44 protein-coding genes are annotated in these 25228 nt (G+C 52.9%); 6 read left to right on the top strand and 38 right to left on the bottom strand.

Features of this window, described 5'->3' with window-relative positions:
- Positions 1 to 227: 227 nt before the first annotated feature.
- Positions 228 to 788, top strand: a complete 561-nt coding sequence (locus RTN40_RS20820; RefSeq protein WP_312214267.1) for a gamma carbonic anhydrase family protein — start codon at positions 228 to 230, stop codon at positions 786 to 788.
- On the opposite strand, the gene RTN40_RS20815 is transcribed toward RTN40_RS20820, so the two are convergent.
- Genes RTN40_RS20815 through dprA form a run of 6 tightly spaced genes read right to left on the bottom strand, consistent with a single transcriptional unit; the run spans position 764 to position 4555 of the window.
- Entirely contained in the window at positions 764 to 1021 is a 258-nt protein-coding gene (locus tag RTN40_RS20815) for a DUF1488 domain-containing protein (protein WP_312230001.1), read from the bottom strand. The genes RTN40_RS20820 and RTN40_RS20815 overlap by 25 nt on opposite strands.
- The gene (gene aroE / locus RTN40_RS20810; RefSeq protein WP_312230000.1) at positions 1018 to 1836 is read right to left on the bottom strand and encodes a shikimate dehydrogenase; all 819 of its coding nucleotides are present in this window, start codon (positions 1834 to 1836) and stop codon (positions 1018 to 1020) included. Before aroE ends, RTN40_RS20815 begins: the two co-directional genes overlap by 4 nt.
- 3 nt (positions 1837 to 1839) lie before the next feature.
- Positions 1840 to 2412, bottom strand: coding sequence for an L-threonylcarbamoyladenylate synthase type 1 TsaC (tsaC, locus tag RTN40_RS20805; RefSeq protein ID WP_312229999.1), 573 nt, complete (start codon positions 2410 to 2412; stop codon positions 1840 to 1842).
- Complete coding sequence (locus RTN40_RS20800) at positions 2405 to 2959, bottom strand: topoisomerase DNA-binding C4 zinc finger domain-containing protein (protein WP_312229998.1); 555 nt, start codon at positions 2957 to 2959, stop codon at positions 2405 to 2407. Before RTN40_RS20800 ends, tsaC begins: the two co-directional genes overlap by 8 nt.
- A 26-nt stretch (positions 2960 to 2985) precedes the next feature.
- Positions 2986 to 3459: a DUF494 family protein Smg gene (gene smg / locus RTN40_RS20795; RefSeq protein ID WP_042395982.1), complete on the bottom strand. Its 474-nt coding sequence runs from the start codon at positions 3457 to 3459 to the stop codon at positions 2986 to 2988.
- Positions 3431 to 4555: a DNA-protecting protein DprA gene (gene dprA, locus RTN40_RS20790; protein WP_312229997.1), complete on the bottom strand. Its 1125-nt coding sequence runs from the start codon at positions 4553 to 4555 to the stop codon at positions 3431 to 3433. Before dprA ends, smg begins: the two co-directional genes overlap by 29 nt.
- A 129-nt stretch (positions 4556 to 4684) precedes the next feature.
- Here dprA and def point away from each other — a divergent pair, with 129 nt between their 5' ends.
- The 5 genes from def (at position 4685) to mscL (ending at position 9386) form a co-directional block, all read left to right on the top strand.
- A complete protein-coding gene (gene def / locus RTN40_RS20785) occupies positions 4685 to 5194 on the top strand; it encodes a peptide deformylase (RefSeq protein ID WP_312229996.1) in 510 nt (169 codons plus the stop codon).
- A 20-nt stretch (positions 5195 to 5214) separates the two neighbouring features.
- Positions 5215 to 6162 carry a methionyl-tRNA formyltransferase gene (gene fmt, locus RTN40_RS20780; RefSeq protein WP_312229995.1) on the top strand — a complete coding sequence of 316 codons (948 nt, stop codon included), beginning with the start codon at positions 5215 to 5217 and terminating at the stop codon, positions 6160 to 6162.
- Positions 6163 to 6214: 52 nt separating this feature from the next.
- Positions 6215 to 7504, top strand: a complete 1290-nt coding sequence (gene rsmB / locus RTN40_RS20775) for a 16S rRNA (cytosine(967)-C(5))-methyltransferase RsmB (RefSeq protein ID WP_312229994.1) — start codon at positions 6215 to 6217, stop codon at positions 7502 to 7504.
- A 22-nt stretch (positions 7505 to 7526) separates the two neighbouring features.
- Complete coding sequence (gene trkA / locus RTN40_RS20770) at positions 7527 to 8903, top strand: Trk system potassium transporter TrkA (protein WP_154056352.1); 1377 nt, start codon at positions 7527 to 7529, stop codon at positions 8901 to 8903.
- 69 nt (positions 8904 to 8972) lie between these two features.
- Positions 8973 to 9386: a large-conductance mechanosensitive channel protein MscL gene (gene mscL / locus RTN40_RS20765; RefSeq protein ID WP_312229993.1), complete on the top strand. Its 414-nt coding sequence runs from the start codon at positions 8973 to 8975 to the stop codon at positions 9384 to 9386.
- A gap of 44 nt (positions 9387 to 9430) precedes the next feature.
- On the opposite strand, the gene zntR is transcribed toward mscL, so the two are convergent.
- The 32 genes from zntR to bfd form a co-directional block, all read right to left on the bottom strand.
- Positions 9431 to 9862 (bottom strand): Zn(2+)-responsive transcriptional regulator, encoded by a 432-nt coding sequence (gene zntR / locus RTN40_RS20760; protein ID WP_312229992.1) that lies wholly within the window; start codon positions 9860 to 9862, stop codon positions 9431 to 9433.
- 2 nt (positions 9863 to 9864) lie between these two features.
- Entirely contained in the window at positions 9865 to 10233 is a 369-nt protein-coding gene (locus tag RTN40_RS20755; RefSeq protein WP_312229991.1) for a DUF1992 domain-containing protein, read from the bottom strand.
- Between the two features lie 112 nt (positions 10234 to 10345).
- A complete protein-coding gene (gene rplQ, locus RTN40_RS20750; RefSeq protein WP_042395993.1) occupies positions 10346 to 10732 on the bottom strand; it encodes a 50S ribosomal protein L17 in 387 nt (128 codons plus the stop codon).
- A 40-nt stretch (positions 10733 to 10772) separates the two neighbouring features.
- Complete coding sequence (locus tag RTN40_RS20745) at positions 10773 to 11762, bottom strand: DNA-directed RNA polymerase subunit alpha (RefSeq protein ID WP_034461761.1); 990 nt, start codon at positions 11760 to 11762, stop codon at positions 10773 to 10775.
- 25 nt (positions 11763 to 11787) lie between these two features.
- Complete coding sequence (gene rpsD, locus RTN40_RS20740; RefSeq protein ID WP_021265666.1) at positions 11788 to 12408, bottom strand: 30S ribosomal protein S4; 621 nt, start codon at positions 12406 to 12408, stop codon at positions 11788 to 11790.
- A gap of 33 nt (positions 12409 to 12441) precedes the next feature.
- Entirely contained in the window at positions 12442 to 12831 is a 390-nt protein-coding gene (gene rpsK, locus RTN40_RS20735) for a 30S ribosomal protein S11 (protein WP_034899652.1), read from the bottom strand.
- A gap of 16 nt (positions 12832 to 12847) precedes the next feature.
- The gene (gene rpsM / locus RTN40_RS20730) at positions 12848 to 13204 is read right to left on the bottom strand and encodes a 30S ribosomal protein S13 (protein WP_042396003.1); all 357 of its coding nucleotides are present in this window, start codon (positions 13202 to 13204) and stop codon (positions 12848 to 12850) included.
- 146 nt (positions 13205 to 13350) lie between these two features.
- Positions 13351 to 13467, bottom strand: coding sequence for a 50S ribosomal protein L36 (gene rpmJ / locus RTN40_RS20725; RefSeq protein ID WP_000868187.1), 117 nt, complete (start codon positions 13465 to 13467; stop codon positions 13351 to 13353).
- A gap of 30 nt (positions 13468 to 13497) precedes the next feature.
- Entirely contained in the window at positions 13498 to 14829 is a 1332-nt protein-coding gene (gene secY / locus RTN40_RS20720; protein ID WP_312214292.1) for a preprotein translocase subunit SecY, read from the bottom strand.
- A gap of 7 nt (positions 14830 to 14836) precedes the next feature.
- Positions 14837 to 15271 carry a 50S ribosomal protein L15 gene (gene rplO, locus RTN40_RS20715; protein ID WP_039076819.1) on the bottom strand — a complete coding sequence of 145 codons (435 nt, stop codon included), beginning with the start codon at positions 15269 to 15271 and terminating at the stop codon, positions 14837 to 14839.
- Between the two features lie 3 nt (positions 15272 to 15274).
- Positions 15275 to 15454 carry a 50S ribosomal protein L30 gene (rpmD, locus tag RTN40_RS20710; RefSeq protein WP_001140434.1) on the bottom strand — a complete coding sequence of 60 codons (180 nt, stop codon included), beginning with the start codon at positions 15452 to 15454 and terminating at the stop codon, positions 15275 to 15277.
- Positions 15455 to 15457: 3 nt separating this feature from the next.
- On the bottom strand, positions 15458 to 15961 hold the full coding sequence (rpsE, locus tag RTN40_RS20705; protein ID WP_042396015.1) for a 30S ribosomal protein S5: 504 nt from the start codon (positions 15959 to 15961) through the stop codon (positions 15458 to 15460).
- 14 nt (positions 15962 to 15975) lie between these two features.
- Positions 15976 to 16329 (bottom strand): 50S ribosomal protein L18, encoded by a 354-nt coding sequence (gene rplR, locus RTN40_RS20700; protein ID WP_042396018.1) that lies wholly within the window; start codon positions 16327 to 16329, stop codon positions 15976 to 15978.
- Between the two features lie 9 nt (positions 16330 to 16338).
- A complete protein-coding gene (gene rplF / locus RTN40_RS20695) occupies positions 16339 to 16872 on the bottom strand; it encodes a 50S ribosomal protein L6 (protein ID WP_103821894.1) in 534 nt (177 codons plus the stop codon).
- 12 nt (positions 16873 to 16884) lie between these two features.
- Positions 16885 to 17277: a 30S ribosomal protein S8 gene (rpsH, locus tag RTN40_RS20690; protein WP_042396027.1), complete on the bottom strand. Its 393-nt coding sequence runs from the start codon at positions 17275 to 17277 to the stop codon at positions 16885 to 16887.
- Between the two features lie 33 nt (positions 17278 to 17310).
- Positions 17311 to 17616 (bottom strand): 30S ribosomal protein S14, encoded by a 306-nt coding sequence (gene rpsN / locus RTN40_RS20685; protein ID WP_042396030.1) that lies wholly within the window; start codon positions 17614 to 17616, stop codon positions 17311 to 17313.
- 14 nt (positions 17617 to 17630) lie between these two features.
- The gene (rplE, locus tag RTN40_RS20680) at positions 17631 to 18170 is read right to left on the bottom strand and encodes a 50S ribosomal protein L5 (protein WP_042396032.1); all 540 of its coding nucleotides are present in this window, start codon (positions 18168 to 18170) and stop codon (positions 17631 to 17633) included.
- Between the two features lie 14 nt (positions 18171 to 18184).
- Positions 18185 to 18499 carry a 50S ribosomal protein L24 gene (gene rplX, locus RTN40_RS20675; protein WP_042396035.1) on the bottom strand — a complete coding sequence of 105 codons (315 nt, stop codon included), beginning with the start codon at positions 18497 to 18499 and terminating at the stop codon, positions 18185 to 18187.
- A 10-nt stretch (positions 18500 to 18509) separates the two neighbouring features.
- Positions 18510 to 18881 (bottom strand): 50S ribosomal protein L14, encoded by a 372-nt coding sequence (rplN, locus tag RTN40_RS20670; RefSeq protein ID WP_002919748.1) that lies wholly within the window; start codon positions 18879 to 18881, stop codon positions 18510 to 18512.
- A gap of 163 nt (positions 18882 to 19044) precedes the next feature.
- On the bottom strand, positions 19045 to 19299 hold the full coding sequence (gene rpsQ, locus RTN40_RS20665) for a 30S ribosomal protein S17 (protein ID WP_002438707.1): 255 nt from the start codon (positions 19297 to 19299) through the stop codon (positions 19045 to 19047).
- On the bottom strand, positions 19299 to 19490 hold the full coding sequence (gene rpmC / locus RTN40_RS20660; RefSeq protein WP_000644742.1) for a 50S ribosomal protein L29: 192 nt from the start codon (positions 19488 to 19490) through the stop codon (positions 19299 to 19301). Before rpmC ends, rpsQ begins: the two co-directional genes overlap by 1 nt.
- A complete protein-coding gene (gene rplP / locus RTN40_RS20655) occupies positions 19490 to 19900 on the bottom strand; it encodes a 50S ribosomal protein L16 (protein ID WP_004926449.1) in 411 nt (136 codons plus the stop codon). The genes rpmC and rplP overlap by 1 nt, the downstream gene beginning before the upstream one ends.
- A 12-nt stretch (positions 19901 to 19912) precedes the next feature.
- Complete coding sequence (gene rpsC / locus RTN40_RS20650) at positions 19913 to 20611, bottom strand: 30S ribosomal protein S3 (protein ID WP_006817277.1); 699 nt, start codon at positions 20609 to 20611, stop codon at positions 19913 to 19915.
- 17 nt (positions 20612 to 20628) lie between these two features.
- Positions 20629 to 20961, bottom strand: a complete 333-nt coding sequence (gene rplV, locus RTN40_RS20645; RefSeq protein WP_002919773.1) for a 50S ribosomal protein L22 — start codon at positions 20959 to 20961, stop codon at positions 20629 to 20631.
- 14 nt (positions 20962 to 20975) lie between these two features.
- Positions 20976 to 21254 carry a 30S ribosomal protein S19 gene (gene rpsS, locus RTN40_RS20640; RefSeq protein ID WP_001138115.1) on the bottom strand — a complete coding sequence of 93 codons (279 nt, stop codon included), beginning with the start codon at positions 21252 to 21254 and terminating at the stop codon, positions 20976 to 20978.
- Between the two features lie 16 nt (positions 21255 to 21270).
- Positions 21271 to 22092, bottom strand: coding sequence for a 50S ribosomal protein L2 (gene rplB / locus RTN40_RS20635; RefSeq protein ID WP_021265682.1), 822 nt, complete (start codon positions 22090 to 22092; stop codon positions 21271 to 21273).
- A gap of 17 nt (positions 22093 to 22109) precedes the next feature.
- Positions 22110 to 22412, bottom strand: coding sequence for a 50S ribosomal protein L23 (gene rplW, locus RTN40_RS20630; RefSeq protein WP_000617546.1), 303 nt, complete (start codon positions 22410 to 22412; stop codon positions 22110 to 22112).
- The gene (gene rplD / locus RTN40_RS20625; RefSeq protein ID WP_042396046.1) at positions 22409 to 23014 is read right to left on the bottom strand and encodes a 50S ribosomal protein L4; all 606 of its coding nucleotides are present in this window, start codon (positions 23012 to 23014) and stop codon (positions 22409 to 22411) included. Before rplD ends, rplW begins: the two co-directional genes overlap by 4 nt.
- Positions 23015 to 23024: 10 nt before the next feature.
- Entirely contained in the window at positions 23025 to 23654 is a 630-nt protein-coding gene (gene rplC / locus RTN40_RS20620; protein WP_103821892.1) for a 50S ribosomal protein L3, read from the bottom strand.
- A 32-nt stretch (positions 23655 to 23686) separates the two neighbouring features.
- Complete coding sequence (rpsJ, locus tag RTN40_RS20615; protein WP_001181005.1) at positions 23687 to 23998, bottom strand: 30S ribosomal protein S10; 312 nt, start codon at positions 23996 to 23998, stop codon at positions 23687 to 23689.
- A 294-nt stretch (positions 23999 to 24292) separates the two neighbouring features.
- Positions 24293 to 24772, bottom strand: coding sequence for a bacterioferritin (gene bfr / locus RTN40_RS20610; protein WP_103821891.1), 480 nt, complete (start codon positions 24770 to 24772; stop codon positions 24293 to 24295).
- Positions 24773 to 24842: 70 nt separating this feature from the next.
- Positions 24843 to 25037, bottom strand: coding sequence for a bacterioferritin-associated ferredoxin (gene bfd / locus RTN40_RS20605; protein ID WP_144819407.1), 195 nt, complete (start codon positions 25035 to 25037; stop codon positions 24843 to 24845).
- Between the last annotated feature and the right edge of the window lie 191 nt (positions 25038 to 25228).

Raw genomic sequence — 25228 nt, 5'->3', positions numbered from 1 at the left:
CTGTTTCCGTGAAGTGATTCACGTTTGCCGTTTCGATGGAGGCGCATTATAGGGATCCCATTTTTTTGCACAAGCCTTTTTTAGATCTTTTTAACCGACCGTCGATTTTTCACGCTTTCTGCTGGGATCCTGTGCGATCTGCTTAAATTTTGGCGTGTAAAAGGCTTGCGCCGGGCCTCTAAAGCTACCAAAGTCATCCATATCACTTCTGTTCTGACGAGGTAACTATGTCTGCTGTCCTACGCTCTTATAAAGATCTCTACCCTAAAATTGGCCAACGCGTGATGGTTGATGCCACCAGCGTGGTGATCGGCGATGTCAGAGTAGCCGATGACGTTGGTATCTGGCCGCTGGTTGCGATCCGCGGTGACGTTAACTACGTACAGATTGGTGCCCGCAGTAATATTCAGGATGGCAGCGTGCTGCACGTTACCCATAAATCTTCCTATAACCCGGAAGGCAATCCGCTCATTATTGGTGAAGACGTGACGGTGGGGCATAAAGTCATGCTGCACGGCTGCACCGTAGGCAACAGAGTGTTGGTCGGGATGGGATCCATTTTACTTGATGGCGTGGTAGTAGAAGATGACGTCATGATTGGTGCCGGTAGCCTGGTCCCGCAGAATAAACGGCTGGCGAGCGGCTTTCTCTATTTAGGCAGCCCGGTTAAACAGATCCGCCCCCTAACGGAGGCGGAGATTGAGGGGCTGAAGTACTCCGCCAATAACTATGTGAAATGGAAAGACGACTATCTGGATCAGGCTCAGGAGAGCCACACCCAGCCCTGATCGTCCTCCTGCTGCTGTTGGATCAGTAGCTCAGCCTCCTCTTCCAGGTCCCAGCGATGCGCCTGAAAAAGCGCCAGCCACTGGGCTGGCGTCTCACCGCCGAACCGCTTTGCTAACGTTTCGGCTTTAATGGCGCAGCTAAGTTGCATACCGTTAACCAGCGCCGGGAAGCAGACGGCCTGCAGTTCGTCACGCCACGCTTCCCGATCGGGAAATTGAATCGCCTGATTCACCCAGCCAGCTCCTGTTTGAGGCGTTCAATTACCGGCGCGGTTTCCGGCAGCACGCCATGCCAGAGCAGTACCGCATGGGCAGCCTGCGCCACCAGCATACCCAGCCCATCCGCACGCTGTTTTGCGCCATGCTGTTCACACCAGCGCAGGAATGGCGTTTCTCCCTTCTGATAGAACATGTCATAGCAGCGAATATGGCTATCGATTAAAGATTCAGGGATCTGCGGCGTTTCACCGCTAATACCGCTGGAGGTGGCGTTAATAATGAGATCGAACTCGTGTCCGGCCAGATCTTTCATCGCTACCGCGCTAACGCTACCGGTATGGGCGAATAGCGTTGCCAGCTCCTCAGCACGTGCGAAAGTCCGGTTCGTTATGGTCACTGCGCAGTCGAGGGAGAGGAGCGGCAGCAGCACGCCGCGTGAAGCTCCGCCTGCGCCAATCAGCAGAATGCGAAAGCCAGGCTTAATAAATTCCAGCCGCTGCAGATCGCTGAGCAAACCGATGCCATCGGTGTTATCTCCCAGCAGACGACCATCCTCAAGACGCTTGAGGGTGTTTACCGCTCCGGCTAGCGCCGCGCGCTCCGTCAGCTCATCCGCGCGGGCAAACGCTTCTTCTTTGAAGGGAACGGTGACGTTAGCCCCTTTCCCGCCCGCGGTGAAAAACGTGTTTAGCGTTGCAATAAAATCATCAACGGGAGCCAGAACGCGCCCGTAAGGGTGCGCAATCTGCAGCTGTTTAGCGAACTGCTGATGAATAAACGGCGATTTGCTGTGCGCAATGGGATTACCAAAAACGGCATAGGTTTCCATAGATCACCCCTGGCGAAAGCGTTCGCCGGTCAATGCGTCTCGAATTTCAGACGGGTTTTCACGTCCGCCGGTTTTACCTTCTACAACCGGAAACGCCTCGCCAAACTGCGCGCGCACCTCTTCGGTTGTCCGGCACGGCGGCAGACCGGTCAGGTTGGCGCTGGTAGAGACTAGCGGTTTGCCGTATGCCTTACACAGCTCCACCACCAGCGGATGATCGGTAACCCGTACGGCCAGAGAGTCAAAGCGCCCAGTCAGCCAGCGCGGCGTGGTCGGTTTTGCCGGGAAGACGAAGGTCACCGGGCCGGGCCAGCAGGCAAATACCGCCTCTCGCTGAGCATCATTCAACGCCTGCTCATCAATATAGGGTTGCAGCTGCTCAAAGCTGGCGGCAATCAGGATGAGTCCCTTCTCTACCGGGCGTTGTTTTAACGTCAGCAGGCGGTTAACCGCTGTTTCACTGTCGGGATCGCAGCCGACGCCAAAAACGGCTTCGGTTGGATAGGCGATGACTTCTTCTCTATTCAGTACCGCCACCGCATTTACGATGGAGTCTGAAGGCAGGTTATTATTCACTGTTCTTTTCCGCCGTGACCGGCTTTCCACATTGTTTACTGGCACAGAAGCGTTTCACGCCCTGCGCGGTTTTCTTCTCTATTAGTAGCGGGTAGTGACAAGCCGGGCACTCTCCCGCTACCGGTTTGAAGTTGATAACGAACTGGCACTCCGGATAGCGATCGCAGGAGTGGAAGGTTTTGCCATAGCGTGAACGCCGCTGGACCAGAGAGCCTTGATTGCACTGCGGGCAGGTAATGGCGGTATCGTCGGGTTTATCGATGGTCTCCGTATGTCCGCATTCCGGGTATTGGCTACAGCCAATAAACATGCCGAAGCGCCCCTGGCGAAGCACCAGCACCGACTGGCAAAGCGGGCACAGCTGCCCCTCCAGAACTTTAACGATATGCCCATCGGCCTGGCTTTTCAGGGAGCGAACATAGTCACATTCAGGATAGTGGGAACACCCCAGAAACGGCCCGCGTTTCCCGGTCCGAATAACAAGCGGAGCCCCGCACTGCGGGCAGGGCTCTTGATTAGACACCGAAAACAGTGCTGATTTGGCCATAACAACTCTTGATGCTGCGACGATAGTTAGTGCAGCATACCTTCATTCACTTCAAAGAGTAATTCTTCCATCTGCTGATAGGCATTTTCACACCCTGGGATATTGAAGAGCACCATCAGGATGACCCACTTGAGATCTTCCAGCTCGAACTCTGCCGTATCCAGCGCCAGCACACGCTCAATCACCATTTCTCGTGTTTCGAGGTTTAGCACCTGAATCTGCTCGAGGAATAACAGGAAACCCCGGCAGCTGGCATCCAGTCGTTCACACTCTTCTGCGGTATAAATACGCAGAGAGAGAGGGTCTGAAGCAAGCTGCATCGGTTCGGCGAGGCCTTCCTGATAGTCAGCGAGCTTCTCCAGCCACAGTAACGCGTTGTAGATATCCTCACGGTCAAAACCGGCATCAGTGAGGTCCCGTTCCAGTTTGTCCTGATCCACACGCAGTTCTGCTTCATTGTGGATATAAGTCTCAAACAAATACATTAGTACGTCGAACATGGCTTGCCCTCCTTAATCGGACATAGCCGCCGGGTACAGCTGCGATCCATCCTGCTAACTCCAGTTCGAGTAGCTGGGCCACAATCACTGGCACAGGTTGGCCGGCACGTTCAGCGACGACGTCAACAGGTGTTACCTCATCTCCTACGTTAGCCAGGAGCTCAGGAAATGGCAATGCCGCCGCTTGGTGTTCTGACGAATAAATTGGTTTTTCGCGTGCATTTTGTAGCCAGCGTAAACCATGCTGTAGAATTTCGAGGATCTCTTCCGGGGTGGTCACCAGTGTCGCCCCCTGCTGGATCAGCCAGTGCGATCCTTCGCTACCGGGACTGCCTAACGCACCGGGCAGCACGAAGACCTCCCTCCCCTGATCCATTGCGCAGCGCGCGGTTATCAGGGAACCGCTGCGTAGGGCAGCCTCAACCACCAGCACCCCCTGGCTAAGGCCGCTAATAATGCGGTTACGTCGGGGAAAGTTACCCGGCCTGGGCGGCGCGGCCAGCGGAAACTCTGATACCAGCGCGCCGCCGGCGTCAATAAGCTGTGCCGCCAGCGCGGCGTGCCGCCGGGGATAAATCTGTTGTAAGCCATTTCCCAGCACCGCCAGGCTTTTGCCGCCCCCACGAAGAGCCGCACGATGAGCAATCCCGTCAATGCCTAACGCCAGGCCGCTGGTGACCGTAATACCTTCAGCCGCGAGCCGTTCGCAGAAATGGCGTCCCCAGCGCTCGCCATACCATGAGTTTGCCCTGCTGCCGACGACGGCCAGCTGTGAGCTATTGAGAAGGCCCACATTCCCTTTTACAAACAGCGCACCGGGAAAATCAGTAATGGCGCGCAGCGCTGGCGGGTAATCCGCATCGCTCGCCAGCAGCAGGCGATGCCCAGGCTTACTCAACCACTCAAGCGTACCGTCGATATCGCGGGGAGAGAGAGCATAAAAGCGTGCGCGCTGTTTTGCCGTCAGCCCGGCGAGCGAGAGCGTTTTTGCGTCGGGATGGGGGTAAGCTGCTAAACATTGTGCGGCCTCCAGCATCCTTTCACCGTAGAGTTCATCAAGGTGGATCAGGCGCAGCCAAATCTCTTTCAAAGTCATCCTTGTCCCTTGCCACACGCGGCGGTTGCAATCCTTGCGATTGGTCACTGATGCTGTCAATCGGAGGGGGATTTGTCTAGAATAGTGGTAACGATCTTTTCAACTCCTGAACACAACTCCTGGGTAATTATGTCAGTTTTGCACGTGTTACATATTCCGGACGAGCGTCTTCGCAAAGTCGCTACGCCGGTGAAAGAAGTAAATGCAGAAATTCAGCGCATCGTGGATGATATGTTTGAAACGATGTACGCCGAAGAGGGTATTGGCCTTGCCGCCACGCAGGTGGACATCCACCAGCGTATTATTGTTATCGACGTCTCTGAGAACCGCGACGAGCAGCTGGTGCTCATCAACCCTGAACTGCTGGAAAAAAGCGGTGAAACCGGTATTGAAGAGGGTTGTCTGTCGATCCCTGAGCAGCGCGCGCTGATCCCGCGGGCGGAGAAAGTAAAAATCCGTGCCCTCGATCGCGAAGGGAAATCCTTCGAGCTGGAAGCTGACGGCCTGCTGGCCATCTGCATTCAACACGAAATGGATCACCTGGTCGGCAAACTGTTTATCGACTACCTGTCGCCAATGAAGCGTCAGCGCATTCGCCAGAAAGTGGAAAAACTGGACCGCCTGAACGGGCGCGCATAACCGAAGCCAAAAGGATCAACGTGTCGGATTCACTACGTATTATTTTCGCCGGTACGCCTGACTTTGCAGCGCGTCATCTTGACGCGCTGTTGTCATCCGGGCACCAGGTGGTTGGGGTCTTTACCCAGCCTGACAGGCCCGCCGGGCGGGGTAAAAAACTGATGCCGGGTCCGGTGAAGGCGCTGGCTGAAGCGAAAGGTCTTCCTGTCTTTCAGCCAGTCTCTTTGCGCCCGCAGGAAAATCAGCAGCTGGTAGCCGATCTCAACGCTGACGTGATGGTCGTCGTTGCCTATGGCTTAATTCTGCCGAAGGCGGTACTCGATATGCCGCGTCTCGGCTGCATCAACGTCCACGGCTCTCTGCTGCCGCGCTGGCGTGGCGCGGCCCCTATTCAGCGCTCGCTGTGGGCGGGAGATGCCGAAACCGGCGTGACCATCATGCAGATGGATGTGGGTCTGGACACCGGCGATATGCTCTACAAGCTTTCCTGCCCGATCACCGCAGAAGATACCAGCGCCTCGCTCTACGACAAGCTTGCTGACCTTGGTCCGCAGGGGTTAATCGAAACTCTGGCCCAGCTGGCCGAGGGCACTGCCCAGCCGCAGGTACAGGACGAAGCCCTCGTAACCTATGCTGAAAAGCTCAGCAAGGAGGAGGCGCGCATCGACTGGTCGCTCTCTGCAGCACAGCTTGAGCGCTGCATCCGGGCATTTAATCCATGGCCGATGAGCTGGCTGGAGATTGACGGGCAGCCGATCAAAGTGTGGAAGGCGTCGGTGATTAACCAGCAGTCCCGCGCCGAGCCAGGCACAATTGTTGATGCCAACAAACAGGGTATTCAGGTTGCGACCGCCGACGGCATTCTAAATCTGGAATCGCTGCAGCCGGCAGGTAAAAAAGCGATGAGCGCTCAGGATTTACTGAACTCACGTCGCGAATGGTTTATTCCCGGCCACCGTCTGGCCTGACGGCCCCTACCTTTAACGCCCGGTGTTACCGGGCATTTTTATTTTTGCGGTTATGAAAAAAACGATCAATTTACGCAGCATGGCAGCACAGGCCATCGAACAGGTTGTTGAGCAGGGGCAGTCGCTGAGCAACGTCCTCCCTGCCCTGCAGCAGAAAGTCTCGGATAAAGATAAAGCCCTGCTCCAGGAGCTGTGCTTCGGCGTGCTGCGCACGCTCTCCCAGATGGAGTGGCTTATCAATAAGCTGATGTCCCGTCCTATGACCGGCAAGCAGCGCACCATTCACTATCTGATCATGGTCGGGTTTTATCAGCTTCTCTACACCCGCGTTCCACCGCATGCTGCTTTAGCAGAGACGGTAGAGGGAGCGGTAGCCATTAAGCGCCCGCAGCTTAAAGGGCTGATCAACGGCGTGCTGCGTCAGTTCCAGCGTCAGCAGGAGCTGCTGCTGGCGGAGTTTGCCTCCAGCGAAAGCCGTTTTTTACATCCTGACTGGCTGCTGAAGCGTCTGCAAAAAGCGTATCCGCAGCAGTGGGAAAGTATTGTTGAGGCTAATAACCAGCGCCCTCCCATGTGGCTGCGCGTGAACCGTAACCATCACTCCCGCGACGCCTGGCTGGCCCTGCTGGAGGCTTCCGGCCAACAGGGTTTTCCCCATAGCGACTATCCCGATGCCGTACGTCTGGCCTCACCAGCCCCGGTACAGGCTCTGCCCGGCTTCGATCAGGGCTGGGTAACGGTACAGGACGCCTCGGCACAGGGCTGCATGAACTTTCTGGAGCCACAGAACGGCGAGCAGATCCTCGATCTCTGCGCGGCTCCCGGCGGTAAAACCACACATATTCTGGAAGTTGCGCCTGAGGCGAGCGTGCTGGCAGTTGACGTGGATGAGCAGCGCCTCTCCCGCGTCTACGATAATCTGAAACGCCTGGGGATGAAGGCGCAGGTTAAGCAGGGCGATGGCCGCTTCCCTTCCCAGTGGTGCGGCGACCAGCAGTTCGATCGTATTCTGCTTGATGCTCCCTGCTCGGCGACGGGCGTGATCCGTCGTCATCCGGATATCAAGTGGCTGCGCCGCGATCGCGATATCCCGGAACTGGTCCAGCTGCAGTCCGCTATTCTCGACGCCATCTGGCCACACCTGAAACCGGGCGGCACGCTGGTGTATGCCACCTGTTCCGTCCTGCCGGAGGAGAACAGCCTGCAAATTGCCGAGTTCCTCAAGCGTACACCGAATGCGAAGCTGACCAGTACAGGTACGCCAGTGCAGCCGGGACAGCAAAATCTTCCGGGCGCGGAAGAGGGTGACGGCTTCTATTACGCTAAGCTAATCAAACAGTGATTGAGATGACGGGTCGCAGCTGATGAAGATAATCATTCTGGGTGCAGGACAGGTGGGCGGCACGCTGGCCGAAAACCTGGTCGGTGAAAATAATGACATTACCGTTGTCGATATCAATGGCGATCGTCTGCATATGTTGCAGGATAAATTCGATCTGCGCGTTGTTCAGGGGCACGGCTCACATCCCCGCGTTTTGCGTGAAGCAGGAGCGGACGATGCGGATATGCTCGTTGCCGTCACCAGCTCTGATGAGACCAATATGGTGGCCTGCCAGGTCGCCTACTCCCTGTTCAATACGCCAAACCGCATCGCCCGTATTCGCGCGCCTGACTATGTGCGCGATGCAGACAAGCTGTTCAATACCGACGCCGTGCCTATCGATCACCTGATTGCCCCCGAGCAGCTGGTAATCGACAGCATTTATCGTCTGATTGAGTATCCTGGCGCACTGCAGGTGGTTAACTTTGCCGAAGGAAAAGTAAGCCTTGCGGTGGTGAAAGCCTACTACGGCGGTCCACTGGTGGGTAACGCCCTTTCGATTATGCGCGAGCATATGCCACATATCGATACCCGGGTTGCCGCTATTTTCCGCCACGACAGGCCGATCCGCCCGCAGGGATCCACCATCGTTGAAGCGGGCGATGAGGTATTTTTTATCGCGGCATCACAGCATATTCGTGCAGTCATGAGCGAGCTACAGCGTCTGGAAAAACCCTACAAGCGCATCATGCTGGTGGGCGGCGGCAATATTGGCGCAGGTCTGGCGAGCCGGCTGGAGAAAGACTATAGCGTTAAGCTGATCGAGCGCGATCAGCGTCGGGCTGCGGATCTGGCCGAGAAGCTGCAAAACACGATCGTCTTCTATGGTGATGCATCGGATCAGGAGCTGCTGGCAGAAGAGCATATCGATCAGGTGGATCTTTTCATTGCCGTGACCAACGATGATGAAGCCAACATTATGTCCGCCATGCTGGCCAAGCGGATGGGGGCGAAAAAGGTCATGGTGCTGATCCAGCGCCGCGCCTACGTCGATCTGGTTCAGGGCAGCGTCATTGATATTGCCATCTCGCCGCAGGAAGCCACTATTTCTGCGCTGCTAAGCCACGTGCGTAAGGCAGATATTGTTGGCGTCTCCTCGCTGCGCCGGGGCGTTGCCGAGGCGATCGAGGCCGTGGCCCACGGTGATGAAAGTACCTCACGCGTTGTAGGAAGGGTGATTGATGAGATCAAGCTGCCGCCGGGAACAATCATCGGCGCAGTGGTGCGCGGCAACGACGTCATGATCGCTAATGACAATTTACGTATTGAGCAGGGCGATCACGTCATTATGTTCCTGACGGACAAAAAGTTTATTACCGACGTCGAGCGACTGTTCCAACCCAGCCCGTTCTTCCTGTAATAAGCTGAGAAATGGAAATTAGAGAGACCTTTGTTAGACTTAGTGGGTCTTTGGCATAAGGAGAATCAAATGAGTTTGTTAAAAGAGTTTCGCGCTTTCGCCATGCGCGGCAACGTTATCGACCTGGCCGTCGGGGTCATCATTGGTGCGGCTTTCGGTAAAATTGTCTCGTCGCTGGTCGCCGATATCATTATGCCCCCCCTTGGCCTGCTGATTGGCGGCGTTGACTTTAAGCAGTTCGCCTGGACGTTGCGTCCGGCTCAGGGCGATCTTCCGCCTGTTGTTATGCACTACGGCGTATTCATTCAGAACATTTTTGATTTTCTGATCGTTGCGTTTGCGATCTTTATGGCGATCAAACTGATCAACCGCCTGCATCAGAAGAAGAAAGAAGAGCCGAAAGCACCACCCGCGCCTTCTAAAGAGGAAGTGCTGCTGGCTGAAATCCGCGATCTGCTCAAAGAACAAAACAGCCGTCCTTAATGGAAAGCTAGCGGCAAAGGTGAATACGCTTTTGCCGCTGGCCTTCAACATCCCTTCCTGGCTTCACCGTTTAACCCACCCTGCTCCAGCGCTTCCAGAATCGAACAGTAAACGCTGCTATGGGCCGTGCCGCAACAGGCGTCGTTTAGTCGCTGGAGGGAGCGGCGCATAATCTGTAACTCTTCAATCCGCGCATCAACCTCGCTCAGGCGGGACTGGACAATGCTCTTTGACTCCTGGCATGTATGATGCTCAGGATCGATACGGATCGACAGAAGCTCGCGGATCGACTCCAGGGTGAATCCTAACTGTCGCCCGTGGCGAATAAATTTCAGCCGCTGAAGATCGCCTTCGGTATAGAGGCGGAAACCACCCTGGGTTCGCACCTCGTGCTCCATCATCTGCTGCTTTTCATAATAGCGAACGGTATCAGGCGTTACCTCTGCGAGCTTCGCCAGCTCTCCAATTCGGTACATTGCTACTCCTCGCCAATTTTTTTCATTAACCTGTCGGCATACTCGCCGCGTAGAAACTCGGTGCTTAAGCCAGCCTGACGCAGTTGAAGCTCGAGCAGCGTTAACCTACGACTCAGCTCCTGATAGTCAGGATGATCCTGCTGCACCGTCTTTAACAGATCGGCCAGCGCCAGCGCCTCTTTACGCTGGGCCAGTTCGGGAGGTAGACAGCCAGCGTTTTTCAGCAGTCGGTAGCCTGCCCGTAGCTCGGCAGGAACATGGGCATCGTCGTCGAGACGCAGCGGCTCACCGGTACCGGGTAGATTATCGAACTCACCTTGTTGCTGGGCATCGCGAATATGGCGTTCTGCCCACTGATCGAGTAACCACATAGATAACTCCAGGGGATGAACTAAGGCACAGGGCTATTCTAGCAGGGAGAGAGGGGGTGGATGAGAGAAATAAAAAAACCCGCCGAAGCGGGTCTTTTTATGTTGCTACAGATTACTCTGCAGCAGCTTCTGCTTGCGATTCTGAACGATCAACCAGCTCGATGTATGCCATCGGCGCGTTGTCGCCTGCACGGAAGCCACACTTCAGAATGCGAGTGTAACCACCGGCACGGCTCGCGAAACGCGGGCCCAGCTCGTTAAACAGTTTTGCCACGATCTCGTTATCACGAGTACGGGCGAATGCCAGACGACGATTAGCTACGCTATCAGTCTTGGCAAGAGTAATCAGCGGCTCAACTACGCGGCGCAGCTCTTTCGCTTTAGGCAGGGTCGTCTTGATGATTTCATGACGAACCAGTGAACCTGCCATATTGCGGAACATAGCCTGGCGATGGCTGCTGTTGCGGTTCAGTTGACGACCACTCTTACGATGGCGCATGACCTTATCCTTCTCAGTAAAACCTTAACCTGTGATCCGGTTACTCGTCAGCAATGCTTGCCGGTGGCCAGTTTTCCAGGCGCATGCCCAGAGACAGACCACGGGAGGCCAGCACGTCTTTAATCTCGGTAAGAGATTTTTTACCCAGGTTAGGCGTTTTAAGTAGCTCAACCTCGGTACGCTGTACCAGATCACCGATATAGTGGATAGCTTCTGCTTTAAGGCAGTTAGCAGAGCGGACAGTCAATTCCAGATCGTCAACAGGGCGCAGCAGGATCGGATCGAATTCTGGTTTCTCTTCTTTCACTTCCGGCTGACGTACATCACGTAAGTCAACGAAAGCTTCCAGTTGTTCTGCCAGGATGGTTGCCGCACGACGAATCGCCTCTTCAGGATCGATTGTGCCGTTGGTTTCCATTTCGATGACCAGCTTGTCCAGGTCGGTACGCTGCTCTACACGCGCTGCTTCAACATTGTAGGCAATACGCTCTACAGGGCTATAGCATGCGTCGACCAGCAGACGGCCAATCGGGCGCTCATCTTCTTCCGAATGAATTCGGGCAGAAGCCGGCACATAACCACGACCGCGCTGAACTTTGATACGCATGCTAATAGACGCGTTCTCATCGGTCAGGTGGCAGATCACGTGCTGCGGCTTGACGATTTCGACATCACCGTCGTGGGTGATGTCGGCTGCAGTCACAGGGCCAATGCCAGATTTATTCAGGGTAAGAATAACATCATCTTTACCTTGAACTCTCACCGCCAGCCCTTTCAGGTTGAGCAGGATCTCCAGGATATCTTCCTGAACGCCTTCTTTGGTGCTGTACTCGTGCAGTACACCATCAATCTCAACCTCGGTCACCGCACAACCCGGCATCGATGAGAGCAGAATACGGCGCAGTGCGTTACCCAGAGTATGGCCGAAGCCACGCTCTAAAGGCTCAAGGGTCACCTTGGCGTGCGTCGAACTCACTTGCTCGATATCTACCAGGCGCGGTTTTAGAAACTCTGTCACAGAACCCTGCATTGTGTCCTCTCTTTGGTACTAAGCTTTACTTGGAGTAAAGCTCGACGATCAGGTGTTCGTTAATGTCCGCAGACAGATCAGAACGCTCAGGCTTGCGCTTGTACGTACCTTCCATCTTGCCAGCATCAACTTCCAGCCAGGTTGGCTTTTCACGCTGCTCAGCCAACTCCAGAGCGGCCTTCACGCGAGATTGCTTTTTGGCTTTCTCACGGATGCTAACTACGTCATTCGGAGTTACCTGATAAGAAGCGATGTTAACAACGCGGCCGTTTACCATGATTGCTTTATGGCTAACGAGCTGACGTGCTTCCGCGCGAGTTGCGCCAAAGCCCATACGGTATACTACGTTGTCCAGACGACCTTCGAGCAGAGCCAGCAGGTTTTCACCCGTGTTGCCTTTCAGACGAGCTGCTTCTTTATAGTAGTTACGGAACTGACGCTCCAGCACACCGTACATACGGCGAACTTTCTGCTTTTCACGCAACTGTACACCATAGTCAGACAGACGCGGTTTACGCGCACCGTGCTGGCCAGGAGCTTGTTCAATTTTACACTTGGTATCGATCGCGCGAACGCCAGACTTAAGGAATAAGTCGGTGCCCTCACGACGGCTCAGCTTGAGCTTAGGACCCAAATATCTTGCCATTTTCTTTCTCCAACAAACCTGGAAACGACAGCGTTATACGCGGCGTTTTTTCGGCGGACGACAACCGTTATGAGGGATCGGAGTCACATCAGTAATGTTAGTGATGCGGAAACCAGCGGCGTTCAGAGCACGAATAGTAGATTCGCGGCCTGGACCCGGACCTTTAACCATAACTTCCAGATTCTTGATACCGTATTCTTTTACGGCGTCAGCGCAACGCTCTGCTGCAACCTGAGCTGCGAACGGAGTAGATTTGCGAGAACCACGGAAACCGGAACCACCGGCTGTTGCCCAACCCAGCGCATTACCCTGACGATCGGTAATAGTTACGATGGTGTTGTTAAAAGAAGCATGGACATGAGCCACGCCGTCAGAGACTTGTTTTCTTACACGCTTACGTGCACGAACTGGTGCCTTTGCCATTATTCAATCACCCCGATTATTTCTTGATCGGTTTGCGCGGACCCTTACGGGTACGTGCGTTGGTCTTAGTACGCTGACCGCGCACTGGCAGACCACGACGATGACGCAAACCGCGATAGCAACCAAGGTCCATAAGGCGCTTGATGCTCATGCTAACTTCACGGCGCAGATCACCTTCAACGACAAATTTGGCAACTTCGTCACGCAGCGTGTCGATTTGTTCTTCAGACAGCTCACTGATCTTAACATCTTCAGCGATACCCGCAGAAGCCAGAATGGCTTTAGAACGGGTCTTGCCGACACCGTAGATCGAAGTTAATGCGATCACGGCGTGTTTCTGATCAGGAATGTTAATGCCTGCTATACGGGCCACTATGCACTCCTACTATTTAATATGTACGCCCCATGCTGAAAAGCCCGTTTTCAGGATACTCAAATGGAAACGTACAGACATACAAAAGATTGGCTGGCTAATCTAGCCAGCTCAACCCAACTTTGCAAGAAAAATATGCGAAATAATCAGCCTTGGCGCTGTTTATGCTTCGGCTCGGCACTGCAAATCACGCGGATGACGCCATCACGCTTAACGATTTTGCAGTTACGGCATAATTTCTTGACGGAAGCACGAACTTTCATTTTTACTCTCCGTAACTTCTCGGGCGACCTTTAGCGGCCATAGCCTTTCAGGTTCGCCTTCTTCAATGCAGACTCATACTGACTCGACATCATCAGAGTTTGCACTTGAGCCATAAAGTCCATAATCACGACAACAACGATGAGCAGTGAGGTTCCACCAAAGTAGAACGGCACCTTCATTGCATCACGCATGAACTCCGGGATCAGGCAGATAAAGGTAATGTAGAGCGCACCGACCAGAGTCAGGCGGGTCATTACTTTATCGATGTACTTCGCCGTTTGTTCTCCCGGACGAATTCCTGGTACAAATGCACCGGACTTCTTCAGGTTATCTGCTGTTTCACGCGGGTTGAAAACCAACGCCGTGTAGAAGAAACAGAAGAAGATGATTGCAGTCGCATAGAGTAACACATAAAGCGGTTGCCCAGGCTGCAAATACAGCGAAATTGTTGTCAGCCAGTTCCAACCAGTACCGTTCCCGAACCATGACGCGATGGTCGCTGGGAACAGGATAATACTGGAAGCGAAGATTGCCGGGATTACCCCCGCCATATTCACTTTCAGCGGTAAATGTGTGCTCTGTGCAGCATAGACACGACGACCCTGCTGACGTTTCGCGTAGTTTACCACAATGCGGCGTTGACCACGCTCAACAAATACAACAAAGAACGTCACTGCAAATACTAATACTGCAACCAACAGCAACAGGAGGAAGTGCAGGTCGCCTTGACGCGCTTGCTCGATCGTATGGGCAATGGCTGGCGGGAGTCCCGCAACGATACCGGCGAAGATAATGATCGAGATACCGTTACCGATACCACGCTCAGTGATCTGTTCGCCGAGCCACATCAGGAACATGGTTCCTGTGACCAGACTTACAACAGCGGTGAAATAGAATGCAAAGCCTGGATTCATTACCAGGCCCTGCATACCAGGCATATTCGGTAGACCGGTAGCAATACCGATCGACTGGAATATTGCCAGCACCAGAGTGCCGTAACGGGTGTACTGGCTGATCTTACGACGACCAGACTCCCCTTCTTTCTTCAGCTCTGCCAGCGGCGGATAAACCACCGTCAGCAGTTGGACAATAATAGAGGCCGAAATATACGGCATAATGCCCAGAGCAAAGATTGAAGCTCGGCTGAGAGCACCACCAGAGAACATGTTAAACATCTCAATGATGGTGCCTCGCTGTTGCTCAAGCAGTTTGGCAAGTACAGCGGCATCAATACCAGGGATCGGAATAAAAGAGCCAATACGGAACACGATAAGCGCACCGATTACAAACAGCAGTCTGCGTTTCAGCTCGCCTAAGCCACCTTTGGCACTTTGAAAATCTAATCCCGGTTGTTTAGCCATCTGCTACTTATTCCTCGATTTTACCGCCAGCAGCTTCGATAGCAGCACGAGCGCCTTTAGTAACACGCAGGCCACGAACAGTTACCGGAGTAGAAACTTCACCAGACAGGATCACTTTCGCGAACTCGATCTGGATACCGATAATGTTTGCCGCTTTCAGCGTGTTCAGGTCAACTACGTCGCCTTCTACTTTAGCCAGATCGGACAGACGAACTTCTGCCGTGATCATTGCTTTACGCGAAGTGAAACCGAATTTCGGCAGACGACGGTACAGAGGCATCTGACCACCCTCGAAACCGCGACGTACGCCACCGCCAGAACGAGAGTTCTGACCTTTGTGACCACGACCACCGGTTTTACCGAGGCCAGAACCGATACCACGACCCAGGCGTTTACCCGCCTTTTTGGAGCCTTCGGCCGGAGACAGAGTATTTAAACGCATCTCTTACTCCTCAACTTTAACCATGAAGGAAACCGCGTTGACCATACCACGAACAGCAGGAGTATCCTCGCGCTCTACGGTGTGACCAATACGACGCAGACCCAGGCCAAGCAGCGTTGCCTTGTGTTTCGGCAGACGACCGATTGCACTGCGGGTTTGAGTAATTTTAATAGTCTTTGCCATGGCTTATTTCCCCAGAATTTCTTCAACGGATTTACCACGCTTGGCAGCGACCATTTCTGGAGAATTCATATTTTCCAGGCCGTCGATAGTTGCACGAACCACGTTGATCGGGTTGGTGGAACCATAGGCTTTAGCCAGAACGTTATGAACCCCAGCGACTTCCAGAACGGCGCGCATTGCACCACCGGCGATGATACCGGTACCTTCTGAAGCCGGCTGCATGAATACACGAGAACCCGTGTGAACACCTTTAACCGGGTGCTGCAGGGTGCCGTGGTTCAGCGCGACGTTAATCATGTTGCGACGGGCTTTTTCCATCGCTTTCTGGATCGCTGCTGGAACTTCACGCGCTTTACCGTAACCAAAACCAACGCGACCGTTACCATCGCCTACTACAGTCAGAGCTGTGAAGGAGAAAATACGACCACCTTTAACGGTTTTGGATACGCGGTTAACCGCGATCAGCTTTTCCTGCAGTTCGCCAGCTTGTTTTTCGATGTGTGACATCTTACACCTCTACCTTAGAACTGAAGGCCAGCTTCACGGGCAGCATCTGCCAGTGCCTGGACACGACCATGATATTGGAACCCGGAACGGTCAAAAGAAACATCTTTGATGCCTTTTTCCAGAGCGCGTTCAGCAACAGCTTTACCTACAGCTGCAGCAGCGTCTTTGTTTCCGGTGAACTTCAGTTGTTCAGCGATAGCTTTTTCTACAGTAGAAGCAGCTACCAGAACTTCAGAACCATTCGGAGCAATTACCTGTGCGTAAATGTGACGCGGGGTACGATGTACCACCAGGCGAGTTGCACCCAGCTCCTGGAGCTTGCGGCGTGCGCGGGTCGCACGACGGATACGAGCAGATTTCTTATCCATAGTGTTACCTTACTTCTTCTTAGCCTCTTTGGTACGCACGACTTCGTCGGCGTAACGAACACCCTTGCCTTTGTAAGGCTCAGGACGACGGTAGGCGCGCAGATCTGCTGCAACCTGACCGATCACCTGCTTATCAGCGCCTTTCAGCACGATTTCAGTCTGAGTCGGACATTCTGCGGTGATCCCCGCTGGCAGCTGATGCTCAACTGGATGCGAGAAACCTAAAGACAGGTTTACTGCATTCCCTTTGACTGCTGCACGATAACCTACACCAACCAGCTGCAGCTTCTTAGTGAAGCCTTCGGTAACACCGATAACCATTGAGTTCAGCAGGGCACGCGCGGTACCAGCCTGAGCCCAACCATCCACGTAACCATCACGCGGACCGAAGGTCAGTGCATTATCTGCATGATTCACTTCAACAGCATCGTTGAGAGTACGAGTCAGCTCGCCGTTTTTACCTTTGATCGTAATAACCTGACCGTTGATTTTTACATCAACGCCGGCAGGAACAACGACCGGTGCTTTAGCAACACGAGACATTTTTTCCTCCGATTAGGCTACGTAGCAGATAATTTCGCCACCAAGACCAGCTTGGCGCGCTGCACGATCAGTCATAACACCTTTAGAGGTAGAAACAACTGCGATACCCAGACCCGCCATAACTTTCGGCAGCTCATCTTTTTTCTTATAGATGCGCAGACCTGGGCGGCTGACACGCTGAATGCTTTCTACAACAGCTTTGCCCTGGAAGTACTTGAGAGTCACTTCCAGTTCAGGCTTGGTGTCGCCTTCAACTTTAAATTCTTCAATAAAACCTTCTTCCTTCAGCACGTTGGCAATTGCCACTTTCAGCTTGGAGGAAGGCATGGTGACCGCAGCTTTGTTCGCGGCCTGACCGTTACGGATACGGGTCAGCATATCCGCGATCGGATCTTGCATGCTCATCTGTCTTTACTCCCGTGATTCAATTGGTGACAATTACCAGCTAGCCTTTTTAAGACCCGGGATTTCACCGCGCATAGCGGCTTCACGGACCTTAATACGGCTCAACCCGAACTTCCGCAGGAAAGCGTGCGGACGACCAGTTTGACGGCAGCGGTTACGCTGACGAGACGGGCTGGAATCACGCGGCAGAGTCTGCAGCTTCAGAACTGCGTTCCAACGATCTTCGTCGGAAGCGTTCACATCAGAGATGATAGCTTTCAGTTCAGCGCGTTTAGCGAAGAATTTATCAGCTAAAGCTACGCGTTTTACTTCGCGTGCTTTCATTGATTGCTTAGCCATTCAGTAACCCTACCTTACTTGCGGAACGGGAAGTCAAAGGCAGCCAGCAGAGCACGGCCTTCTTCATCAGAATTCGCAGTAGTGGTAATGGTAATATCCAAACCACGCACGCGATCGACTTTATCGTAATCGATTTCTGGGAAGATGATCTGCTCACGGACACCCATGCTGTAGTTACCACGACCATCGAATGACTTAGCGGACAGGCCACGGAAGTCACGGATACGCGGTACAGCAATAGTGATCAGGCGCTCAAAGAACTCCCACATGCGTTCGCCACGCAGAGTTACTTTACAGCCGATCGGATAGCCCTGACGGATTTTGAAGCCTGCAACAGATTTGCGTGCTTTGGTGACAAACGGTTTTTGACCGGAGATTGCTGCCAGGTCAGCTACTGCGTTATCCAGCAGCTTCTTGTCAGCGATCGCTTCACCAACACCCATGTTCAGGGTGATCTTCTCGACCCGAGGGACTTGCATGACAGAATTGTAGCTAAACTCAGTCATGAGTTTGTTAACTACTTCGTCTTTGTAGTAATCATGCAGTTTCGCCATCGTACTACTCCAAATTACTTGATAGTTTCGCTGTTAGACTTGAAGAAACGGACTTTTTTGCCGTCTTCGAATCTAAAGCCTACACGGTCAGCCTTGCCGGTTGCCGCATTGAAGATTGCAACGTTAGAGATCTGAATAGCTGCTTCTTTCTCTACGATGCCGCCTGGCTGGTTCAGGGCCGGAACCGGCTTCTGATGTTTCTTAACCAGGTTGATACCTTCAACGACGATTTTGCCGGAAGACAGAACATTTTTTACTTTACCGCGCTTACCTTTATCTTTACCGGTTAACACGATAACTTCGTCATCACGACGGATTTTAGCTGCCATGATTCGCTCCTTAGAGTACTTCTGGTGCCAGAGAGATAATTTTCATGAACTTTTCAGTACGAAGTTCACGAGTTACCGGCCCAAAAATACGCGTACCGATAGGCTGCTCGCTGTTATTGTTTAAAATAACGCATGCATTACCATCGAAGCGAATGACAGAACCGTCCGGGCGACGAACACCCTTCTTGGTGCGCACCACTACCGCCTTCAGCACATCACCTTTTTTGACCTTACCACGCGGAATTGCTTCCTTGATGGTGATCTTGATGATGTCGCCTACGCCTGCGTAGCGACGGTGCGAGCCACCCAGAACCTTGATACACATTACGCGACGTGCACCGGAGTTGTCGGCGACGTTCAGCATAGTCTGTTCTTGGATCATTTCAGTGCTCCGCTAATGTCAACTACTACTTTGGGACCCAAAATCTCGGGTCATTAAAAAGCCCCATATCGAGGGCGCGGCATTATAACACCGCTTTCTGCGTATGGGTAGAAAAAATAAACGGTCCATTGCTGGACCGTCTATCTTGAGAGAGCGTACTGTATTACAGAACCGCTTTCTCTACAACGCGAACCAGCGTCCAGGACTTAGTCTTGGACAGTGGACGGCATTCACGGATTTCAACCTTGTCGCCGATACCACATTCGTTGTTCTCGTCATGTACGTGCAGTTTGGTCGTACGCTTGATGAATTTACCGTAGATCGGGTGTTTCACAAAACGTTCGATAGCAACAACGATGGATTTCTCCATTTTATCGCTAACAACGCGACCTTGCAGAGTACGGATTTTATCGGTCATTACGCACCCGCCTTCTCAGTCAGTAAAGTCTTAACGCGTGCGACGTCACGACGCACTTGCTTCAACAGGTGAGACTGTTGCAGCTGGCCACTTGCTGCCTGCATACGCAGGTTGAACTGCTCACGCAGCAGGTTCAGCAGCTCGGTGTTCAGCTCTTCAACACTCTTCTCACGCAGCTCTTTTGCTTTCATTACATCACCGTCTTAGTTACAAAGGTGGTTTTAATCGGCAGTTTCGCTGCTGCCAGGCTGAATGCTTCACGGGCCAGCTCTTCAGGAACACCGTCCATTTCATACAGGACTTTACCTGGCTGAATCAAGGCAACCCAATACTCCACGTTACCTTTACCTTTACCCATACGAACTTCCAGCGGCTTCTCAGTGATCGGTTTGTCCGGGAATACACGGATCCAGATCTTACCTTGACGCTTAACTGCACGGGTCATAGCACGACGTGCTGCTTCGATCTGACGGGCAGTCAGACGACCACGGCCAACAGCTTTCAGACCGAAAGTGCCGAAGCTAACATCCGTACCCTGCGCCAGACCACGGTTGCGGCCTTTGTGCACTTTACGGAATTTTGTACGCTTTGGTTGTAACATCAGCGACGCTCCTTATTTACGGCCTTTACGCTGCTGCTTTTTAGGTTGAGCAGCCGGTTCCGGTTGTTCAACAGCAGCCATACCACCCAGGATCTCACCTTTGAAGATCCATACCTTAACGCCGATTACACCATAGGTGGTGTGCGCTTCAGAGGTGTTGTAGTCGATGTCCGCACGCAGCGTGTGCAGCGGAACGCGACCTTCGCGGTACCATTCGGTACGTGCGATTTCCGCGCCGCCCAGACGGCCGCTAACTTCAACTTTGATACCTTTAGCGCCCAGACGCATTGCGTTCTGTACAGCACGCTTCATTGCACGGCGGAACATCACACGACGCTCCAGCTGTGAAGTGATGCTGTCAGCAACCAGTTTTGCGTCCAGTTCAGGCTTACGCACTTCGGCGATGTTGATCTGTGCAGGAACGCCAGCGATATCCGCTACGACCTTGCGCAGTTTTTCTACGTCTTCGCCTTTCTTACCGATAACGATACCCGGGCGAGCGGTGTGAATGGTCACACGGATGCTCTTAGCCGGACGCTCGATAACGATACGAGATACAGACGCTTTAGCCAGTTCCTTAGTCAGGTACTGACGTACTTTAAAATCGCTGTCCAGGTTGTCAGCGAATTCTTTGGTGTTCGCAAACCAGGTTGAGTTCCATGGTTTTACAATACCCAGGCGAATACCATTAGGATGTACTTTCTGACCCATTGCTAGTCTCCAGAGTCTCAGCGATCGGACACAACCACAGTGATGTGGCTGGTGCGCTTCAGGATGCGATCTGCACGACCTTTCGCACGCGGCATAATGCGCTTCATGCTCGGGCCTTCGTCTACGAAAATTTTCGCAACTTTCAGATCGTCAATGTCAGCGCCATCGTTGTGTTCAGCGTTAGCAATGGCAGATTCCAGTACCTTCTTAACCAATACCGCAGCTTTCTTGTTGGTATAGGTCAGGATGTCCAGGGCCTGCGACACTTTCTTACCGCGAATCAGGTCAGCAACAAGGCGAACCTTCTGGGCAGAAGAACGAGCATGGCGATGTTGAGCTAAAGTTTCCATCTCTTCCTCCTACCTTATTTCTTCTTCGCTTTTTTATCAGCAGCGTGGCCGCGATAAGTACGAGTCGGTGCGAATTCACCCAGTTTGTGACCAACCATTTCGTCGGAAACAAAGACTGGAACGTGCTGACGACCATTATGGACAGCGATGGTCAAACCGATCATGTTAGGAAAGATCGTTGAACGACGGGACCAAGTGCGCAGGGGCTTCTTGTCTCCGCTTTCCACCGCTTTCTCTACCTTCTTCAGCAAGTGCAGGTCAATAAAAGGACCTTTCTTGAGAGAACGTGGCATGGCTTATCCTCTAAAATTATTTGCTACGGCGACGTACGATAAATTTATCAGTACGCTTGTTGCTGCGGGTCTTCTTACCTTTGGTCTGAACGCCCCACGGAGTTACCGGGTGCTTACCAAAGTTACGACCTTCACCACCACCATGTGGGTGGTCGACTGGGTTCATCGCAGTACCGCGAACGGTAGGACGAACACCACGCCAGCGTGCAGCACCTGCTTTACCCAGAACGCGCAGCATATGCTCAGCATTGCCAACTTCGCCCAGGGTAGCGCGGCAGTCTGCTTCGACTTTACGCATTTCACCAGAACGCAGACGCAGGGTGACATAAGCACCGTCGCGTGCAACGATCTGAACGTAAGTACCAGCAGAACGCGCCAGCTGACCGCCTTTACCTGGTTTCATTTCTACGTTATGAACGGTAGAACCAACCGGGATGTTGCGCATCGGCAGGGTGTTACCCGCTTTGATTGCAGCATCAACGCCAGACTGAATCTGGTCGCCAGCTTTCAGGCCTTTAGGGGCCAGGATGTAACGGCGTTCGCCATCTTTGTACAGAACCAGCGCGATGTTCGCGGAGCGGTTCGGATCGTACTCAAGACGTTCAACAGTCGCCGGGATACCGTCTTTGTTGCGTTTGAAGTCAACAATACGATAAGCCTGCTTATGGCCACCACCGATGTGACGGGTGGTGATACGGCCATTGTTGTTACGACCACCGGATTTGCTGTTTTTTTCAACCAGCGGAGCAAAAGGTTTGCCCTTATGCAGCTCAGGGTTAACCACTTTAACAACGTGGCGACGACCCGGAGATGTCGGTTTACACTTAACAACTGCCATTGTATTACTCCTCCGACTTACTCAGCGCCGCCAACGAAGTCCAGGTTCTGGCCTTCTTTCAGGGTGACGTAAGCTTTTTTCCAGTCGCTACGACGACCGATACGCTGTCCGTGACGTTTAACTTTCCCTTTAACAACCAGGGTGTTAACGACTTCGACTTCGACTTCAAACAGTTTCTGCACAGCAGCTTTGATCTCTGCTTTAGTCGCGTCTTTAGCAACTTTGAGCACGATGGTGTTGGTTTTTTCCATCGCAGTAGACGCTTTTTCAGAAACGTGCGGTGCACGCAGCACCTTCAGCAGACGTTCTTCACGAATCATGCCAGCATCTCCTCAACTTGCTTAACAGCCTCAGCAGTCATTACGACTTTGTCGAAGGCGATCAGGCTAACCGGGTCGATACCTGCTGCGTCACGTACGTCAACCTTGTGCAGGTTACGTGCGGCCAGGAACAGGTTCTCGTCCAGCTCACCGGTGATGATCAGCACATCTTCCAGAGCCATGTCTTTCAGTTTCTGAGCCAGAAGCTTGGTTTTCGGCGCTTCCAGAGAGAACTGCTCGACAACGATCAGACGATCCTGACGTACCAGCTCGGACAGGATGCTTTTCAGCGCGCCGCGGTACATCTTTTTGTTAACTTTTTGACTGTGGTCCTGCGGACGCGCAGCGAAGGTCACGCCACCTGAACGCCAGATCGGGCTCTTAACAGAACCTGAACGCGCACGGCCGGTGCCTTTCTGACGCCACGGTTTTTTACCGGAACCAGTTACTTCAGCACGAGTCTTCTGAGCACGAGTACCCTGACGAGCACCAGCTGCATAAGCAACAACAACCTGGTGAACCAGCGCTTCGTTGAAATCACGACCGAAGGTAGTTTCGGAAACAGTCAGCGCGCTTTGCGCGTCTTTCAATACTAATTCCATTGCTATCCCCTTACGCCTTCACAGCTGGTTTAACGATCAGGTCGCTACCGGTTGCACCCGGAACAGCACCCTTAACCAGCAGCAGGTTGCGCTCAGCGTCAACACGTACTACGTCCAGGCTCTGAACGGTCACACGTTCGTTGCCCAGCTGACCAGCCATCTTCTTGCCTTTGAACACTTTGCCCGGAGTCTGGTTCTGACCGATAGAACCCGGAACGCGGTGGGACAAGGAGTTACCGTGAGTCGCGTCCTGGGTACGGAAGTTCCAGCGCTTAACGGTACCGGCGAAACCTTTACCTTTAGAGGTACCGGTTACGTCAACTTTTTTAACTTCAGCAAACAGCTCAACGCTGATGTCCTGACCTACGGTGTACTCTTCGCCTTCAGCAAGACGGAATTCCCACAGACCACGGCCAGCTTCAACGCCAGCTTTAGCAAAGTGACCTGCTTCAGGTTTGGTTACACGGTTAGCTTTTTTAGCACCGGTAGTGACCTGAACGGCACGGTAGCCATCGTTAGCCAGATCTTTGATCTGAGTAACGCGGTTTGCTTCAACTTCGATTACGGTTACTGGGATAGAGACGCCATCTTCAGTGAAGATGCGGGTCATACCCACTTTTTTACCGACTAAACCAATCATTGTATCAACCTCTCAATCGCTCGATGACCTGATTAACCCAGGCTGATCTGCACGTCTACACCGGCAGCCAGGTCCAGACGCATCAGAGCATCAACGGTTTTCTCGGTTGGCTCAACGATGTCAACCAGACGCTTGTGAGTGCGAATTTCGTACTGATCGCGCGCGTCTTTGTTAACGTGCGGAGAGATCAGAACGGTAAAGCGCTCTTTGCGGGTCGGCAGCGGGATCGGACCACGAACCTGCGCACCAGTGCGCTTGGCAGTCTCGACGATTTCCGCGGTTGATTGATCGATCAGACGATGATCAAACGCTTTAAGACGGATACGGATTCTTTGGTTCTGCATGAGACCAGAGCTCCAATTATTTATAGACGAAATAGTTACTCCTCAAACCCATTACGATTGATGGGAGAGTGTAACCGTTCTTACAGAGTTCCCCGATTGGGAACATTGTCTGGTATCGCTTACGCAGTACCGGTGGTTCATATCGAACCGCTGTCTATATTAGACAAGCCCGCGCATTATACGTAAAACTGACATTAACGCAAGTGTCGTGTAGAAAATAAGCACTATAAAAAACCCGCGGCCGTTAGCCGGCAGCGGGTTCGATGATGCTGTAGTGTGTGTTGTACGGTATGGCTACTTCGCCTGCTCTCTGAGCTGTGACTGCAGGTAGTTCTGGAGACCAATTTTTGTAATCAGGTCCAGCTCGGTCTCCAGCCAGTCGATATGCCCCTCTTCATCCGCGAGGATCTCAATCATCATATCGCGGCTGACGTAGTCATGAACGCTATCGGCATAGGCGATGGCTTCACGCAGATCTTTAGCACCCTCTAGCTCAAGGTTCAGGTCAGAGCGCAGCATCTCCTCTACGTCTTCACCGATCCCCAGCTTGCCGAGGTCCTGCAGGTTTGGAATACCTTCAAGAAACAGAATACGCTCGATGTACTTATCGGCGTGTTTCATCTCATCTATGGATTCGTGATATTCGACGTCGTTGAGGCGGGTAAGGCCCCAGTTCTTGAACATACGGGCATGAAGAAAATACTGATTGATTGCGACAAGCTCATTTCCCAATAATTTATTGAGATAACTTATGATTCTGACATCACCTTTCATTATTAGTCCCTCCGCTTCCACTAAGTGAAGCGTAGATGGCGCTACCGGGATGTCAAAAAAAGATTTTCGCTTATGCGATCTCCTGGTATTCAGGGATTTGCATCAGCTCGTTCTGCATAATCTCGCGGGCCGCGCGGACGCACTTACCGCACTGGTTCCCCACGGGAATAAACTTGCGCAGTTGCTGGAAGGATTGAGGGCGAAACTGGCGCACGGCCTGGCGAATTTTTTTATCACTTACCCCATTACACAAACAGACGTACATAATCGCTCCCGTTCAATTTATGCGCAGAGTGTAAATGAGAATAGTTATGATTACAATAGCAGAAAGCCGAAAGCAGAACGTAAAAAAGGACGCCGAAGCGTCCTTTTTTTATTCAGAGATAATAAATTATTAGCTCAGAACTTTAGCAACAACGCCTGCGCCAACGGTACGGCCGCCTTCACGGATTGCGA

The sequence above is a fragment of the Pseudescherichia sp. genome (assembly GCF_031987975.1).
GTDB lineage: Bacteria > Pseudomonadota > Gammaproteobacteria > Enterobacterales > Enterobacteriaceae > Pseudescherichia.
This window is presented reverse-complemented; position numbering and strand designations above follow the sequence as displayed.